At 41.4% G+C, this 16,448-nt stretch carries 18 protein-coding genes; 14 read left to right on the top strand and 4 right to left on the bottom strand.

Going from position 1 to position 16,448, the window contains the following annotated elements; all coding sequences use genetic code 11:
• Positions 1-57 precede the first annotated feature (57 nt).
• Complete coding sequence (locus QZY09_RS11395) at positions 58-543, bottom strand: methylated-DNA--[protein]-cysteine S-methyltransferase (protein ID WP_295672461.1); 486 nt, start codon at positions 541-543, stop codon at positions 58-60.
• Between the two features lie 95 nt (positions 544-638).
• On the opposite strand from QZY09_RS11395, the gene QZY09_RS11390 reads away from it, so the two are divergent.
• The 8 genes from QZY09_RS11390 to QZY09_RS11355 all read left to right on the top strand — a co-directional run bounded on the left by QZY09_RS11390 (position 639) and on the right by QZY09_RS11355 (position 9,179).
• Complete coding sequence (locus QZY09_RS11390; RefSeq protein WP_295672459.1) at positions 639-1,322, top strand: heme exporter protein CcmB; 684 nt, start codon at positions 639-641, stop codon at positions 1,320-1,322.
• A 136-nt stretch (positions 1,323-1,458) separates the two neighbouring features.
• A complete protein-coding gene (locus tag QZY09_RS11385; protein WP_295672457.1) occupies positions 1,459-2,652 on the top strand; it encodes a carboxypeptidase-like regulatory domain-containing protein in 1,194 nt (397 codons plus the stop codon).
• A gap of 156 nt (positions 2,653-2,808) precedes the next feature.
• A complete protein-coding gene (gene ccsA / locus QZY09_RS11380; protein WP_295672463.1) occupies positions 2,809-3,474 on the top strand; it encodes a cytochrome c biogenesis protein CcsA in 666 nt (221 codons plus the stop codon).
• Between the two features lies 1 nt (position 3,475).
• Positions 3,476-3,685, top strand: coding sequence for a CcmD family protein (locus tag QZY09_RS11375; RefSeq protein ID WP_295672455.1), 210 nt, complete (start codon positions 3,476-3,478; stop codon positions 3,683-3,685).
• Between the two features lie 153 nt (positions 3,686-3,838).
• On the top strand, positions 3,839-5,275 hold the full coding sequence (locus QZY09_RS11370) for a Glu/Leu/Phe/Val dehydrogenase (protein ID WP_295672452.1): 1,437 nt from the start codon (positions 3,839-3,841) through the stop codon (positions 5,273-5,275).
• Between the two features lie 233 nt (positions 5,276-5,508).
• On the top strand, positions 5,509-5,919 hold the full coding sequence (locus tag QZY09_RS11365; RefSeq protein WP_295672450.1) for a cytochrome c maturation protein CcmE: 411 nt from the start codon (positions 5,509-5,511) through the stop codon (positions 5,917-5,919).
• Positions 5,920-5,932: 13 nt separating this feature from the next.
• Positions 5,933-8,419, top strand: a complete 2,487-nt coding sequence (ccsA, locus tag QZY09_RS11360; protein ID WP_295672448.1) for a cytochrome c biogenesis protein CcsA — start codon at positions 5,933-5,935, stop codon at positions 8,417-8,419.
• Positions 8,420-8,429: 10 nt separating this feature from the next.
• Positions 8,430-9,179 (top strand): phytanoyl-CoA dioxygenase family protein, encoded by a 750-nt coding sequence (locus tag QZY09_RS11355; RefSeq protein ID WP_295672446.1) that lies wholly within the window; start codon positions 8,430-8,432, stop codon positions 9,177-9,179.
• A gap of 376 nt (positions 9,180-9,555) precedes the next feature.
• Here the strand turns inward: QZY09_RS11355 and tnpA are convergent, their stop codons facing one another.
• Entirely contained in the window at positions 9,556-9,966 is a 411-nt protein-coding gene (gene tnpA / locus QZY09_RS11350) for an IS200/IS605 family transposase (protein ID WP_295672444.1), read from the bottom strand.
• A gap of 31 nt (positions 9,967-9,997) precedes the next feature.
• Positions 9,998-10,861: a hypothetical protein gene (locus tag QZY09_RS11345; protein ID WP_295672442.1), complete on the bottom strand. Its 864-nt coding sequence runs from the start codon at positions 10,859-10,861 to the stop codon at positions 9,998-10,000.
• A 90-nt stretch (positions 10,862-10,951) separates the two neighbouring features.
• On the opposite strand from QZY09_RS11345, the gene QZY09_RS11340 reads away from it, so the two are divergent.
• The 5 genes from QZY09_RS11340 (at position 10,952) to QZY09_RS11320 (ending at position 13,685) form a co-directional block, all read left to right on the top strand.
• Positions 10,952-11,725, top strand: coding sequence for a Rossmann-like and DUF2520 domain-containing protein (locus QZY09_RS11340; RefSeq protein WP_295672440.1), 774 nt, complete (start codon positions 10,952-10,954; stop codon positions 11,723-11,725).
• A 29-nt stretch (positions 11,726-11,754) separates the two neighbouring features.
• Positions 11,755-12,087, top strand: a complete 333-nt coding sequence (locus QZY09_RS11335; protein ID WP_295672438.1) for a 2Fe-2S iron-sulfur cluster-binding protein — start codon at positions 11,755-11,757, stop codon at positions 12,085-12,087.
• A 65-nt stretch (positions 12,088-12,152) separates the two neighbouring features.
• On the top strand, positions 12,153-12,395 hold the full coding sequence (gene iscX, locus QZY09_RS11330; protein ID WP_096351264.1) for a Fe-S cluster assembly protein IscX: 243 nt from the start codon (positions 12,153-12,155) through the stop codon (positions 12,393-12,395).
• 101 nt (positions 12,396-12,496) lie between these two features.
• Positions 12,497-13,018, top strand: coding sequence for an HAD family hydrolase (locus QZY09_RS11325; protein WP_295672435.1), 522 nt, complete (start codon positions 12,497-12,499; stop codon positions 13,016-13,018).
• 103 nt (positions 13,019-13,121) lie between these two features.
• Positions 13,122-13,685: a Maf family nucleotide pyrophosphatase gene (locus tag QZY09_RS11320; protein ID WP_295672433.1), complete on the top strand. Its 564-nt coding sequence runs from the start codon at positions 13,122-13,124 to the stop codon at positions 13,683-13,685.
• 54 nt (positions 13,686-13,739) lie between these two features.
• Here QZY09_RS11320 and QZY09_RS11315 read toward each other — a convergent pair whose 3' ends face one another.
• Positions 13,740-15,740: a M1 family metallopeptidase gene (locus QZY09_RS11315; RefSeq protein ID WP_295672431.1), complete on the bottom strand. Its 2,001-nt coding sequence runs from the start codon at positions 15,738-15,740 to the stop codon at positions 13,740-13,742.
• Positions 15,741-15,818: 78 nt separating this feature from the next.
• On the opposite strand from QZY09_RS11315, the gene QZY09_RS11310 reads away from it, so the two are divergent.
• On the top strand, positions 15,819-16,448 hold a 630-nt coding region (locus QZY09_RS11310; protein ID WP_295672429.1), incomplete at its 3' end, for a prolipoprotein diacylglyceryl transferase.

Below are 16,448 nucleotides of genomic sequence, written 5' to 3'. Positions count from 1 at the left end.
TATTTGGTAAAAAGGCAGGGATGAATACCAAAATACAGTCGCTGGATTAGTTGCAGGTTAAAGCGCGAGCGTGGCCTGGCCAACACCCATCACCTGTGCTTCATGGTCAAGCAGCCATTTTTTACGCCACACTCCGCAGCCAAACCCGGTTAAACTGCCATCAGATCCTATTACCCGGTGACAAGGTACCACAATGATGAGGTGATTTTTGCCGTTGGCCGAGGCAATGGCCCGGATACCCAACGGGTTATTCATAAATTTTGACTGTTGGGCATAGCTGATGGTTTTACCATACGCTATTTTTGATAATTGTTCCCATACCTGCTGCTGAAAATCAGTCCCTTTTTGTTTTAATGGCAAATCGAAAACTTTTCTCTGCCCTTCAAAATACTCGTCTAATTGCTGAACGGTTTTTTTTAATAGTGGCGTTTCAGCAGCAGTTTCCTCAAACTCACCATCAAGCAGGTATATCGAAGAGATAAAGCCTTCCTCTTCGGTGATCCTGGCAAAACCAATAGGCGTTTTATGGTAGGCTGAGGGCATATGAATGTTAGATCTGTTTGACAATTATACCATTTTTTCAACCTAATCGCCAACACATGTAATTAACCCTATCAACATTTCATTACATTTGCTGCATGCAACTGGTCAACCAAACCTGGTTTTTGTTAAAAAAGGAAATTATACTGGAGTGGCGTTCAAAATATGCCTTTAATGGGGTATTGCTATATGTGGTATCAACAGTTTTTATTTGTTATATCGCTTTTAATTTAAATCCGGGGCTTTCAGGAAGTACAGGTTATCCTATTATCTGGAACGTTTTGTTCTGGATAATTATGTTATTTGCGGCTGTAAATGCCATCGCCAAAAGTTTTATGCAGGAAAGCAAGGGCAGGCTGTTGTATTATTATTCAATTGCAAGCCCCCAGGCCATAATGCTATCAAAAACTATTTACAACATCCTTTTAATGGCGTTGCTTAGTGCGCTGGCCTTGCCTACCTACCTGCTTTTTTTTAACAATACAATAGGCGATCCGTTGTTTTACTGCCTGGCTGTATTATTGGGCAGCTTCAGTTTCTCAACGGTATTTACAATGATATCGGCCATTGCTTCCAAGGCCGGCAATAATGGTACCCTGATGGCAATATTAAGTTTCCCGGTTGTTATCCCGGTGATTCTTTTGCTTATCCGTTTAAGTAAAAATGCAATGGATGGCATTGGCCGTAATTTTAGTTACAGCGGTATTGGTGTCCTTTGTGCAATTAACCTTATAGTTATCACCACAGCGCTGTTATTATTCCCGTTTTTGTGGCGTGATTAATATTTTATTTTTAACAAAATGCATCACCCTGAAAACCTATTTTAACTGCCATAACAAATAAGTTACCCGCTATTTCATCGTTTATTCATTTTTTATGTGTTTTTTCACACCAAATTTTTTTTTATAAATTTACGCGATGCGATTCCCCTGGCTCATCTTAATGTATCTGTTTTTTCCTTTTGTTGCATTGGCACAAAATGGAACCATAACCGGCGTGGTCACCACTGTTGAGGGTAAAAAACCACTTGCACGCGCCAGTGTGTTTCTAAGCAATTCTTCAGCAGGAACCGCAACTGCGGATAACGGCACATTTACGCTGTATAATGTGAGGCCGGGTCAATATACTTTGGTTGTTCGTATTTTAGGGTACGAAACCTACTCCAAAACGGTATTGGTTGGTGCCGGGACAATAAAACTGGATATACAATTGGCCCAAAAGCCGCTAATGTTGCGTGAGGTTGATATTTCATCAGCATCAGACTGGAAAAAGAATTTCGAGGCTTTTAAAAAGGAATTTATCGGGAAGGATGAAAATGCCAAATATTGTGAGATTATGAACCCGCACATTCTCAACCTGGCGTATAACCAAACCAAAAAGATCCTAACTGCCAATACTGACCAGTTTTTGGTGATTGAAAATAAAGCGTTGGGCTACAGGGTTAAGTTTTTAGTGGATAGTTTTTCTATTGACCATATCAATGAAGTAGTATCAACCTCTGGATCTCAGGTTTTTGAGGAACTTCCGGGCACTGATGCACAGAAAAAGAAATGGCATGAAAGAAGGGAAGCCGCTTATCATGGATCCGCAATGCATTTCTATCGCAGCTTAATTACAGATAAAGTTATGCAGGAGGGTTTTATGATGTATCATTTCTTACGTTATATAAATCCGCTCAGACCTCCCGACGAAGTGATACGGCATAAAGTAAAGGTTTTTGTTGATCACCATATGATCGATTCGGCAAGATATTATGTTGATGTCGTGGCAAAATTATCTAAATACTATAACGAGAAGATTCTTAAACCTCAATTATTTACATTTGAAGTAATGTCCAATGGTAGCCAGCCCGGCTTATATGCCATCCATTTTCCAAGGTATTTATATGTAGTTTACACCAAAAAGAGTGACGACACCCCAGATATCAATTTATACCGTGCTTTGGATCAGCCCAATTTTGCCGTAAGTATCATCACCTTAAATACAGATTATGCAGAGTTTGACCACAATGGAATTTTAATTGGCGGGTCAACGTTATATGAAGGTGAATGGGCAACGCACAGGCTATCTGATATGCTGCCGGTTGATTACGTACCGGATGATGCCAAATAAATACAGCCTGATTTAGCATTGCGTCGGTAACGCTGTTGAAGGTTTTTTTGGTGACTATACCGGTGATAGTGACCAAATTGTGGATAGACTAAACAAACTGATTGATATAATCCGCTAAAAACATATACCTTTACTTCCTGTATCTATATGAAATTTATATATCAAACCTGGTGGAAAGTATTGGCGGTATTGCTGATTTTTTATACCCTAATAGCAGGCTTCCTGTTGGATGTGCCACACCTCCCCATTTTACATGAAACTATCCGGAATGTTTATTTCCACGTGCCGATGTGGATGGCCATGTTTACCGTTTTTACCATTTCAGTTATTTACAGTATAAAATACCTGAATACAGGTAAAGAAGAATATGACCTGATAGCTGTTGAGTGCGTTAATACCGGCACTTTTTTTTATGTACTTGGTTTAATTACCGGTATGATGTGGGCCAAATATACCTGGGGTGAGTTTTGGAGCAATGATCCGAAGCAGAATAGCGCAGCCATTGCATTTTTACTGTATTGTGCCTATGCGGTGCTTAGAAACTCTATTGACGAGGAACAAAAACGGGCCAAAATATCGGCTATATATAATATTTTCGCTTTTCCAATTATGGTGGTGCTGATTATGGTATTGCCGCGGATGACAGACTCACTTCACCCCGGGAATGGCGGCAACCCTGCCTTTGGAAAGCTGGATATGGATAATCACATGCGGATGGTGTTTTATCCTGCATGCATAGGCTGGTGCTTTACTGCGTTATGGATCGCAACGGTTCGCTACCGGATCCGTTTAATTGAATACAAAAAGAACGAAATAAATTAACATGAGGAAAATATTGTTTTTAGCACTTTTGTTGTCGGCGTATGTCAGTGCTTTTGCCCAGCAAAACAAACAAGTTGAAATGGCTGATGTGATGAGAAGTTCCGGTAAAATATATGTTGTAATTGCCGTTATTGTTATCGTTTTTGCAGGATTAGCCATTTATTTATTCTCGATTGACAGGAGACTAAAAAAAATCGAAAAGGAAAAATAGTTCAAAATGTTAGCCTATTCAATTTAAACCGGCATCTCAATGTCAGATTTACGCTAAGGTGGGCCTTTAGTAATAATATATTTGCGATATTGATAAAAAATGTGCCAAATTTGCACCGTTTTTTAACATATTAATAATTATTTAAAACAATTTATGGCTACTTATAATCCGGCCGATGATCACAGTACAAACTTTTTTGGTGACGTTTGTAACAACTTTGATTACGCAGCCCAATTTACCACACACGATGCTGGTTTATTAGACCAGATAAAATCATGCAACAGCGTTTACCGTTTCCGTTTCCCGATCCGCAGGGGAAATGGCTTTGAAGTAATAGATGCATGGCGGGTTGAGCATTCCCAGCACCAGTCGCCAACAAAAGGTGGTATCCGCTATAGCGAAATGGTTAACGAAGATGAAGTGATGGCGCTTGCAGCTTTAATGACCTATAAGTGTGCGATTGTTAATGTGCCTTTCGGCGGAGCCAAAGGCGGTATTAAGATCAATCCCAAGAACTACACCCTGCAGGAACTTGAAAATATTACCCGCCGTTATACTGTTGAACTGGCAAAGAAAAACTTTATTGGCCCGAGCATTGACGTGCCTGCTCCTGATTATGGTTCGGGCGAGCGCGAAATGAGCTGGATAGCGGATACATACGCAACGATGAACCCCGGCCAACTGGATGCCATGGGTTGTGTTACCGGTAAGCCAATTGCTTTACAAGGTATTGCCGGCCGCAAAGAAGCGACGGGCAGGGGAGTAGCTATTGCTGTTCGTGAGTGCGTGAGTGTTGGCGAGGATATGCAAAAGATCGGCCTTTTGCCGGGTATTTCGGGTAAAAGGGTTATTGTGCAGGGCTTAGGTAATGTAGGCTATCACTCCGCAAAATTTTTGGCTGAGTTTGGTGCTTTGATCGTTGGGCTTTGTGAATTCGAAGGCGCTATTTATAATGCCGATGGACTTGACATTGACGCAGTGTTTCAGCACCGCAAAGCCACCGGTTCCATTTTGGGTTACCCGGGTGCCAAACAGGAATTTAAACATTCGTTGGAAGGCCTTGAACAGCCCTGCGATATCTTGGTACCGGCGGCTCTGGAGAACCAGATCACGATTGCCAATGTAAAAAATATTAAAGCAAAAATTATTGCCGAAGGCGCTAACGGTCCTACATCCCCGGAGGCTGAATCCATTTTTTATGCCAATGGCGGCATGATCATCCCGGATATGTATTGCAATGCCGGAGGTGTTACGGTATCATACTTTGAGTGGCTTAAAAACCTGTCGCACGTGGCATTTGGCCGTATGAACCGCCGTTTTGAAGAGAACATGAACCTTAACATGGTAAATATGGTTGAAGGGATTACCGGCGTTGCTTTAACCCCGATGCAGCGTTCAACTATCATCAAAGGTGCAACTGAACTGGAGCTGGTAAATTCAGGCCTGGAGGACACCATGATCCGCTCATACCACGAGATCAGGGAAACCTATAAAAACAACGAGAAAATTGATACCCTGCGTACCGCGGCCTTTGTTTGTGCCATCAACAAAGTTGCAGTGTCGTATCAGAATTTGGGCGTTTGGCCATAAATTTTGTTGCAATGTTGAAAGGTTGAAATGTTGTAAAGTTATTTTGATGGTTGGACGCGGAAGTTGTTCAACCATTTTTTTATAAAACCATAGAGGCAACCTTACAACATTTCAACCTTGCAACTTTCCAACATCATTAATAATGATTCTAAATAATATTATCTGGTTGTAATAAACATTATTAACTCAACGTTTTGTATTTTTGTAAACGAAAATACTATTTATAACCCCGTATGAAAAAAGGTTCGATTTTTGGTTTAGTGATTATTGCTGTTGCAATAGCGGTAATCATCAGTATTTACTCCAGTTCAAGTTCATATGGCTCATTTAGCGATGCCAAAAAAACCGAGAGCCAATTGAGCGTAGTAGGCTTTTTAGATAAGCAGAAGGAATTGCATTATGATGCTGCTAAAGACGCAAATTATTTTTCTTTTTATGTAAAAGATAAAAAGGGCGGCGAATGCAAGGTGATTTTCAGAGGTACAGAACCGCAGGATTTTGAAAAATCGGAACAAATTGTGCTTACAGGGCAAATGGTGGGCGAAGAATTTCACGCATCACATATCCTGATGAAATGTCCTTCAAAATATACTAAGGATAAAGTTAACGTCACAGAGGCTCAGGCAAAATCAGCCAGTTTATAAGTAAATTATTTTAATGGATAAAGTTTTCAAGGGCGAACACCTGTTACCCGGTCATTTGGGCCAGTTTTTTGTCGTCCTATCCTTCAGCGCCGCGCTGCTATCAGCAATCAGTTATTATTTTGCTACAACTAATACCAATAAACTGGATAATTCCTGGCTTAAAATGGGCCGTTGGGGCTTTTTTCTCAATACCATTTCATTGCTTGGCGTAGGTGTATGCCTTTTTTATCTTATCTATAATCACTATTTCGAATATCATTATGCCTGGTCATATACCTCGCGGTCGCTGCCTGTTTACTACATTGTTTCAGGTTTCTGGAATGGGCAGGAAGGTGGCTTTTTGCTGTGGACCTTCTGGCAGGCGGTTTTAGGTAATGTACTTATTTGGAAAGCAAAATCGTGGGAGAAACCAGTAATGACGGTTATTGCCTTTTCGCAGGTTTGGCTGGCGACAATGCTTTTAGGTTATTATGTTTTTGGCGTACGTATAGGCAGTTCGCCATTCCTGCTGTTAAGGGATGCTATCCAGGCGCCGATATTTTCACGCCCTGACTACCTTTCATTTATTAAGGACGGGCAGGGCATGAACCCCCTGCTGCAAAACTACTGGATGGTGATCCATCCACCAACCTTGTTCCTTGGATTGGCTTCAATTGTGGTGCCCTTTGCCTACGCTATTGCCGGTTTATGGCAGAAACGGTATAAAGAGTGGATCACACCTGCTATCCCCTATGCGCTTTTTGGCGGTATGATTTTAGGAACAGGCGTTATCATGGGTTCGTTATGGGCTTATGAATCACTCAACTTTGGGGGCTTTTGGGCCTGGGATCCGGTGGAGAATGCCTCAATTTTCCCATGGTTGCTGATTGTTGGCGGCCTGCATGTAATGATCGTTTTTAAAAATACAGGTCATTCTTTTTTTACTGCAACTTTCCTGGTGCTGATGAGTTTCATCATGGTGCTATACTCGTCATTTTTGGCTAGGAGCGGCGTATTGGGCGAAACGTCGGTACACTCCTTTGTGGATAACGGGATGTTTTGGCACCTGCTTTCCTATGTGCTCGTATTTTTAGCGTTATCTATCATTTTGCTTGTAGTGCGGCGCAAGGAATTGCCTTTCACCAAAAAAGATGAGGAGACTTACTCCCGTGAGTTTTGGATGTTTGTAGGTTCAGTTTTCCTGGGTTTATCCTGCTTTCACCTCATTTTGGTAACTTCTATTCCCGTTTGGAACAGGATGTTTAATTCAAAAGTGGCACCCCCAAACGACCTGGTTGCGCATTACAACGTTATCCAGGCTTCATTCGCTATGGTGATTACGATATTAACCGGCTTTACCCAGTTTTTAAAATATAAAAAGACCGATGTTACACGTTTCTTTATTGTAACAGGGGTTTATATGCTTGTTGCAATTTTAATTACAGTACCGGTGGTTTACTTTACCGGGTTGTACAAATTGCAGTTTGTATTCCTGCTGGTAATGGTAGGCTCGATTTATTCTATACTAGCCAATGGTAAAATATTTATAGACGCTTTAAAAGGTAAGTTTAAACTTGCCGGATCAGCCGTTGCACATATTGGTTTTGCATTGATGCTGGTGGGGGCGCTAATAGCTGCAGGCACACGCAGTGTTGTTTCAAAGAATGACAGTGGCACTGTTGCGGTAGCCGGTTTTAATCAATCGGCAAATGATGAGCGGGTGTCCGGGAGTGCGCGCGAAAATGTAATGATCTATAAAAATCAGCCGGTTAAAATGGGTGATTATACTGTCACCTATTTAGGGGATTCTACCGCTGAACCTGATCATTTTTACAAAATTAATTACAGGCGCTTTGACAAAAATGGCAAGTTGATTGAAAATTTTGAATTAAAACCCAAAGTGCAGATAGGTAGCCAAATGGGTATGACATCTTCGCCAGATACCAAACATTATTTAACGCACGACCTTTATACGCATATTACAGCACTTCCACAGCCAAAGATGACAGCGTCTGCCGATGCCCAAAACGATGCGGCCCATGGAGATGCGGAGAATGATGATAAGAATTATGATCCGCCAGTGGCTCATGAAATTGCGGTAGGTGATACCATCCGTTATCGTGAGGGTTATATTGTGCTGAAGGCCATGAAAAAGGAAACATCGATCCAAAATATACCGCTAACAGACAGCGATATTGCCATTGGTGCACAACTGCAGATAGTTTCGAATAACCAGCACTACACCGCTGAACCTATTTACCTGATAAAGGGAAAAGGCGCCTATTATTTCGACAGGAAAGCGGAAGACGCTGGCTTAAAATTTCGTCTTTCGAAGATCATTCCGGAAAGGAACAAGGTAGAGATCACCGTTTATCAAACGCCTGAAAACAAAAAGCCATGGATAGTGATGCGTGCGCTTGATTTTCCTTATATCAATTTCTTATGGTCGGGCACGTTGATCATGATCTTAGGATTTTTGATCTCGATCTTCAGAAGGAACAAGGAAGTGAAGACGGTTTGATGGTTTTCAGATGGATGTGTCATTAGATCAACGGCATCAAATAGCTGATCGAGGCTTTGCTGTTTTTGATAATATTTATACCTCCGATGAAATTGAGAATATCGAATCCATAATCAACAAGGCAGACCGATCTAAAAAAACGTTCCGTCAAACCGCCGATCTTTTCGCTATCCGGCAATTCTTAAAAGAAATTCCCGTAGTTAAACCGCTGATCTTTAATCAAAAATTAAAGTCGATAAGTAAGGCCTTATTTGGTAATGACTATTTCGTCGTAAAATCAATTTATTTTGATAAGCCCGAAAAGTCTAACTGGTTTGTTGCCTGGCACCAGGACTTGACGATTTCTGTTGATAAAAAGATGGAAACCACAGGTTATAGCTCCTGGACAATTAAACAAGATCAGTTTGCTGTTCAGCCACCGGTTGAAATATTGAAAGATATCTTCACCATTCGTATTCACCTTGATGATACCGATGAAAACAATGGAGCGCTAAAGGTTATACCAGGCTCCCATCTTAAAGGAATCTATCGTGCGGAAAATATTGATTGGAATAAAGAGACCCAAGTAACCTGCAATGTCAACGGCGGCGGAGTTATGATCATGCGTCCTCTTTTAATGCATGCATCTGACCGCACTACATCAAGTAAAACGAGACGGGTAATACATATAGAATTTAGTAGTGCGAAGTTAGCTGAGGGACTCAATTGGGTTGAGGCGGAATATTTCTCGATACAACTACACCCTGAGATAAACGGTTAAAAGGCGGCACCTATGGCGCCTTTTAACGTATTTTTATTTTTCTATAAACAGGTGACTTCTACGGAGTTTTTAAAAAAGAGTTTGTTGCTTTTTTGGTTGTTTTTTCAATTGATAATGATATCCGAAATAGCTTATAATGATTTGTGCCAATCCGTTATATCATACAACGACAACTCCATAGGAGTTGCGTGATTATAGAAAAAAGGGAAATCAAATAGGGCTCCAGAGGAGCCTCTTTAGCTTATTACACACGCGACAACTCCAGCGGAGTTGCGTGATTATAGAAAAAAGGAAAATCAAATAGGGCTCCATAGGAGCCTCCTTAGCCAACAGTTCCACGCGGATTCAGCCAAAAAAATCAAACAGATACCTTTCATCAAATGGGATCTCGAACTTGTTCAATAAACTTAAATATTCCTGTTTGAATGTCCTGGTTAAGCACGTATTTTATGACCGTGTCGATATGTGAGTGGGAATATGAAAAAACACCGTACCGTTCCTGCCAATTGAATTTACCACGCATCCAATTTTTATTGTTTATAAACTCGTTACTTTCGACCTTGATCTCTTTAACAAAATCTGAAATTAAGATGGTTGGTTTAAAGCCTACAAATAAATGAGTATGATCAGGCATGGAGTTAATGGCAAGCATTTTTGCCTTCCTGTTTTGCACAAGGGCGGTAATGTATTTGTGTAATTCTTCTTTATTTTCTTTTGCGATTAAACTTTGCCGGTTTTGAACTGCAAAGATAAATTGCAGGTAAATTTGAGAAAAAGTATTAGCCATAGTTTAGGTTTTTATATTGATTTACTAAATTTTAGTCGGTTTTAATAGTTCCGAATTGAATACCAGCATCAATAAGGAATTGTCGCAGGAGATCGTATTTCTGATTACAAAACGTTCCTAATAAAAGTTTATCAGATAAGGTTCGATATTGTTTACATTCAAAACAAACTTCCAAATAATCGTAGACTTTCCCATTTTTATCAAAAAATACTAAAGCATTTCGCGGCGAATAGCACGTGTACCCAGGGTCGGCATAGTCTGTACGTTTTCGCACCGTTGTGTTGTAAATAAGATTCGTTAATATTTCGATCTGTTTACCGCTTAAATTCTGGATTTCAATCAGCGACGAGTAATTTAATTCATGATCTTTAACATGAAGGCCGGATTCATATTGAATATCAAATGGTTTTTTGCGCAACAGACTGTCGGGGACTTTAGTGTGAATACTATCATCATAAATCTTCACGGAGTCATTTATTGAGTAATCGCGCCGACGATCCTGAAACCTGAATGAAACAGCAACTATTTTAACTGCTTTTGAAAATGGATATTGCTTAAGCCTTTGAGCTACACTATATTCGTTTGTAAAAACACAATCATCATCTGTTGGGTGTGGGTTGGGTATACCTATTTTGAAGTCTGCCGATAGCGCCTTTTTTTGCATTGACTTTTTTTGTTTTAAACTATCCGGTTTTACTTTATTCCTTGCATCATTAGCATCATTAGCTTTGATTTTCGAATTATATGCACTGCTTTTATTGCTTATTTTTTTCGGTTTTTCGTTAAACAGGGCCTTTTCGTTTTGCTTCGCGTTAAAATACGATACAGTTGTATAAGCAACGGCAAATGAGGCTAAAAGCAGTAAGATAACCAGGAAGAGTTTAGGCGCTTTCATTTTAGAAATTATAAATTGAGACAAAAGATTTCTGTTGACTAATTTAGCGCAAATATTCAGGTTACAAATCAGTAAATATTAATTGATGATATGCGCATAACCATTATCGGTTCCGGAAATGTAGCCACTCACCTGGCAGCGGCCTTCAAAAACGCGGGGCATCGTATTGTGCAGGTATACAGCAGGGATCTGCAAAACGCGGCGTTGCTGGCCTACCACGTAAAGGCTGATGCTATTGACGGTTTGAAGGATATCAACCCTGAAACTGATCTGTTTGTGATTGCTGTAAAGGATGATGCCATTATTTCAATAGCGCGGTCTTTAGCGCCATTTCAAAAACTAACGGTGCATACATCAGGTGCAGCGGATTTGAATACATTGATATCTATCATACCAAATTCAGGTGTATTGTACCCGCTGCAAACACTAAGCAAAAATAAAGAGGTTGATTTTTTAACTGTGCCTTTATGTATTGAGGGGGCGAATGAGCAAATAACGCTTGAATTGGAGCAACTTGCCCAAACCATCAGCAATAATGTTTACCGGATAAACTCCGCACAACGCAAAGCATTGCACCTGGCAGCAGTTTTTGCCTGTAATTTTCCGAATTATTTATACGATGTAGCCAGGCAGCAGTTGGACAAACAAAACATCGATTTTGAATTGATCAGACCGCTGATTTTGGAAACAGCCCAAAAAGTTCAGGATAATTTACCTGTCGATGCACAAACTGGGCCTGCTGTACGCAATGACCAGAATACAATGGAAATGCATTTGCAAATGCTTCAGGATGAACCCGGCCTGAAAATGATTTATGAGCTGTTAAGTCAGGGGATTATCAAAAACGCTAAAGTGGGACACTGACCCTGAGTAATTTTATTACTTTTGCGGAAATGAACATTTTTAAAGTAAAGATAAATTTTGAGGCAAAAGGGCTGGAAAGTATTGAAATCCCTATTGCCGAAGGTGAGTCGGTATTAGACGTTTGCCTGGAGAATGGTATCGAATTACAACACAACTGTGGTGGTGTGTGCGGTTGCAGTACCTGCCAGGTTTATGTGAACAAGGGGATGGACAACATCCAGGAAATATCAGATAAAGAAGAGGATTTTATCGACAGGGCGGTTAATCCGCGTATTAATTCGCGTTTGGGTTGCCAGTGCATTATCCTTGATGGCGATATAGAAGTAACGTTGCCTGATCAATCACAGTTTTTAGGCCATTAATTATAATAGGATTACACCGATTTTTATTGGTGATTACACCGAGGAAAAGATTATACCGATTTGAAATGACAGAAAATAAATTCAGCTTACCTATCCATTGGAACGATCACGAAGATATCGCCATTGAACTTTACGAGAAGTTTGGCGACGATTTTGATGAATCAAAAATATACCGCATCCGTTTTACGGACCTTTTGGAATGGGTATTGTCGCTCCCCAATTTTGCGGGTACCCGTGAAGAATCCAACGAAGGGCACCTGGAGCAGATACAGTCGGCCTGGGTTTATGAATGGCGGGATAACCAATAGGTTCAGTTGGGAGCCTTGCTGCCGCAGGCAGGTTTTACGTTTGCAGCATAACATCCCAGATAATCGGTGAAATCCTAAATAATCAGTGAAATCACAAAAGCATGGAATCATTCTTACATAAGTTAAAAGACATAACAACCTTTATTTTTGATGTTGACGGCGTGTTAACCGACGGCTCTGTTTTTGTGACAGAGGACGGTGTACAAAGCCGCGCTTTCAATATTAAGGATGGCTATGCCCTGCAGCTTGCAGTAAAATGCGGCTATAATGTTTGTACTGTTTCAGGCAGCCGGTCAAAAAGCGCTGTTTACCGGCTAAATAGCCTTGGTATTAAGGATGTTTATATGGGAATCCATACAAAAGTTGAGAAAATAAAGCTTTACCTGGAAGAAAAACATCTGAGCGCCGAAAAAGTAATTTATATGGGCGATGATATTCCCGACCTGGAAGCGATGAAACTTTCCGGCTTACCCGTTTGCCCTGCAGATGCCGCAGAAGAGATAAAAGCGATCAGCAAATATATTTCGCCATTACCTGGCGGCAGAGGGTGCGCCCGTGATATTATTGAAAAAGTATTGAAGATCCAGGGCAAATGGATGACCGAAGAAGCATATAGCTGGTAAGGTGAAGTTCATGGTTGATGGATCATCGTTCATGGCCGGAAACCAATCGCTTCGACATAACACCAGGAACAAAACTTCTACTATTAACCATGAACTATCAACCATGAACCAACCCAAAATAATTCTGGCATCCAAATCTCCCCGCCGGCAGGAGCTATTAAAGCTGATGGATATTGAGTTCCACGTAGTGTTAAAGGAAGTGGATGAATCTTATCCTGAAGAACTAAGTCCGGAAGAAATAGCCGTCTATATCGCTGAAAAAAAAGCAAAAGCCTTTGACGAAACTGTCACCGACGAAATTGTTTTAACAGCTGACACTATTGTTTGTGTAAATAACCAAATATTGGGCAAGCCTGAAAATGAAGTGCATGCTATTGAAATGCTGCAAACACTATCCGGCAGGATGCACCAGGTAATAACTGGGGTATGTTTACTTTACAAGCATCGCTATCATAGTTTTTATGACGTTTCGGAAGTGTTTTTTGCAGAACTTTCTGACGAGGAGATCATTAGTTATGTTAAAGAATACAAGCCTTTTGACAAAGCCGGATCCTATGGTATCCAGGAACGTATCGGGCTGATAGGTATCGAAAGAATAAACGGGTCCTATACCAATGTGGTTGGTCTGCCAACTGAAAAATTGCACCGGGAATTGAAGAAATTGTAAAAAATGCACAGCGTCTAACGTAATTACTTACCTGAGACGCCGTGCATAGCGTCCCTATTTAATTGTTATTGTATTATTCTTCCTGTTGATGTCCGGCAACGCTGCATCCGGATCAACCGTTACACTTTCTGCTGCTGTTGTTGTAGGGATCACAAAAGTTATCGCCTTATCTTGCTGCCAGGTTTCAACGGGCAGTTGCATGCGTTTTTTACTGCCATCCCTTAATTTTACTTCTATGGCAAACGGCATGGCCATAGCGTCTTTATTTGCCACTGTAACCTGAATGCCTTGTTTCGGATCGTTGTTTACATATCTGGCATTCACGAGGGCCAGATCGAGCGAATAATTATTGTAAAACCAGCCTTTCCAAAACCAGCCCAGGTCTTCACCTGCGCCGTTTTCCATCGACCTGAAAAAATCGTCTGGCTGCGGATGCCTGAAGGCCCAGTTATTGATGTAATTTTTGAAGGCGTAGTCAAAACGATCCTTACCCAAAATTTGCTCCCTCAACAAAACCAGGCCAAAGGCAGGTTTAAAATAGGCGATAGGGTGACGGTATTTTTCGGAAATAGCATCTGCTGCAGTCATGATCACCGGTGCGTAGGGGTCTGCGATGATCGGAATTATCTCATCTGCGGGGTTTCCCTTGCCGGGGGCATATTCGCCATCCCGTTTTGGCGCATATTCACCATGATTAAACTCGTCGGCTGCATAAATGTCAATAAAAGTGTTAAATCCCTCATCCATCCAGGCAAAACGGCGCTCATTACTGCCAACGATCATCGGGAACCAGTTATGGCCAATTTCATGCGCGGTAACCCAATATAATTCACCGCCTTTATCACCAATACCGTCAAATACAATTCCGGGATATTCCATGCCGCCTGCTATCCCTGCTTCGTTAACTGCCACAGGGTAGGGGTAAACAAACCATTTTTCGGAGAAGTATTCAATAGATTTTTTAAGGTACTCAGTAGCTCTTCCCCAGGCATCGTTGCCAGCACTTTCAACCGGGTAAACCGACATGGCCAGTGATTTTTTGCCACCGGGTAAATTTACTTTCGCGGCATCCCACATATAGGACTTTGATGCGCCAAAGGCTACATCGCGGGTATTTGACATTTTAAAGTGCCAGGTTAATGTTCCGGTATTTTTAGGGCGCGATGCAGGGTCTGTTACTTCTTCAGCACCGCGGATCATAATGGTTTTTTCGCTGTTGCGCGCTTCGTTCAGCCGGGCGATTTGTTTGCCTGTAAGCACCTCAGCCGGATTAAGTAATTCGCCTGAACCGGCAACGATCATATCAGATGGAACGGTAATGCTATAATCAATATCGCCATATTCAAGATAAAATTCACCGGCGCCTAAAAAGGGCAGGGTATCCCAGCCGCGGCTGTCATCATATACACACATCCTCGGGAACCATTGCGCAATTTCATAGATCTTGCCATTTTTGGTATCAAAGAAGTCGTTTCTGCCGCCAAAATTGCCCGGGATGGTATATTTATAACGAATGATAAGGTCGATGCCGCCGCCATTTGGCAGTATCGGTTTGTTCAGGCGCAACTGCATCCGGGTGTCATTGACAATATATGGAACGCTCTTTTGCACATCTCCATTATTTATTACCACCGACTCGATATCGTATCCATCTGTGTGCTGGTTTGGCGCGGGCGAAAAAGCGGTCGCAAAGTTTGAACGTGCGTCCTTTTTATAAGTGTTCTGGTCAAGCTGAACCCATAAATATTGCAGGGCATCCGGACTATTATTGATGTAATGGATCTTTTCGGTAGCTGTTAATGTTTTAGCAGTAGTGTCAATAGCGGCGCTTATGGTATAATATACCCGGTTTTGCCAGTATTTTGGGCCCGGAGCGCCATTGGCTGAATGGAACTCGTTTCCCTTTTCTGCATAGAATTGAGGAGAAAACAGCGCTGAAGGTTCATAGTTTGATGAAATGGTATCGTTGGGGTTTGCGGCGCGCCTTCTTCGCTGTGCGTTCACCGAAAATGCCATTAACAATAGAAGAGTTATACTGATTAATCTTAATTTCATACAGGTGTTGATAAGCACGCAATATACGAAGGATAGGATTATTTTAAAATCAACTCTGCAATTGAAACAAAATGAATAATGCTTGCTATATTTCAAAAAAATTTAGCATTGCACTTTCCCGTTAATATCCCAATAGGCAAATCTTATATCCCTGTCCATTTTGTGTGCGAAACACTGGCTTATTTTATAGGGTACAGGTATTATGCTTATTTAAGAAAACATACGCAGGACCCAATCAATGCTGAACATCGCCTGATCATATTTATCGGCGCCGCCTTTGGCGCATTGATCGGATCGCACCTGGTGGGTGTGTTGGAGAACCCGTCCTTATTACCGCGTTTTAACCTGGTATACCTGATGGGCAATAAAACCATTGTTGGCGGTATGCTGGGTGGATTGATCGGTGTTGAGCTGACCAAGAAAAAAATCGGGGTTAACGTTTCTTCCGGCGATTTGATGGTTTACCCGTTGATCCTGGCCATGATCATAGGGCGCACCGGCTGTTTTTTGGCGGGGTTGGAAGATGGTACCTTCGGCGTACAGGCAAACCTGCCCTGGGCTATTAACTTTGGCGATGGTATCCGCAGGCACCCCACTAATTTATACGAGATCTTATTCTGGACAGCATTATGGCTTTCGCTTCAAATCATCGAAAAATATAAGCAGTTTACCGATGGATCAAAGTTTAAGATATTTCTATCAGGCTAC

The sequence above is a fragment of the uncultured Mucilaginibacter sp. genome, from assembly GCF_903913935.1.
GTDB lineage: Bacteria > Bacteroidota > Bacteroidia > Sphingobacteriales > Sphingobacteriaceae > Mucilaginibacter.
The sequence above is the reverse complement of the archived record's forward strand: the minus strand, read 5'-3'. Positions and strand labels throughout refer to the sequence as shown.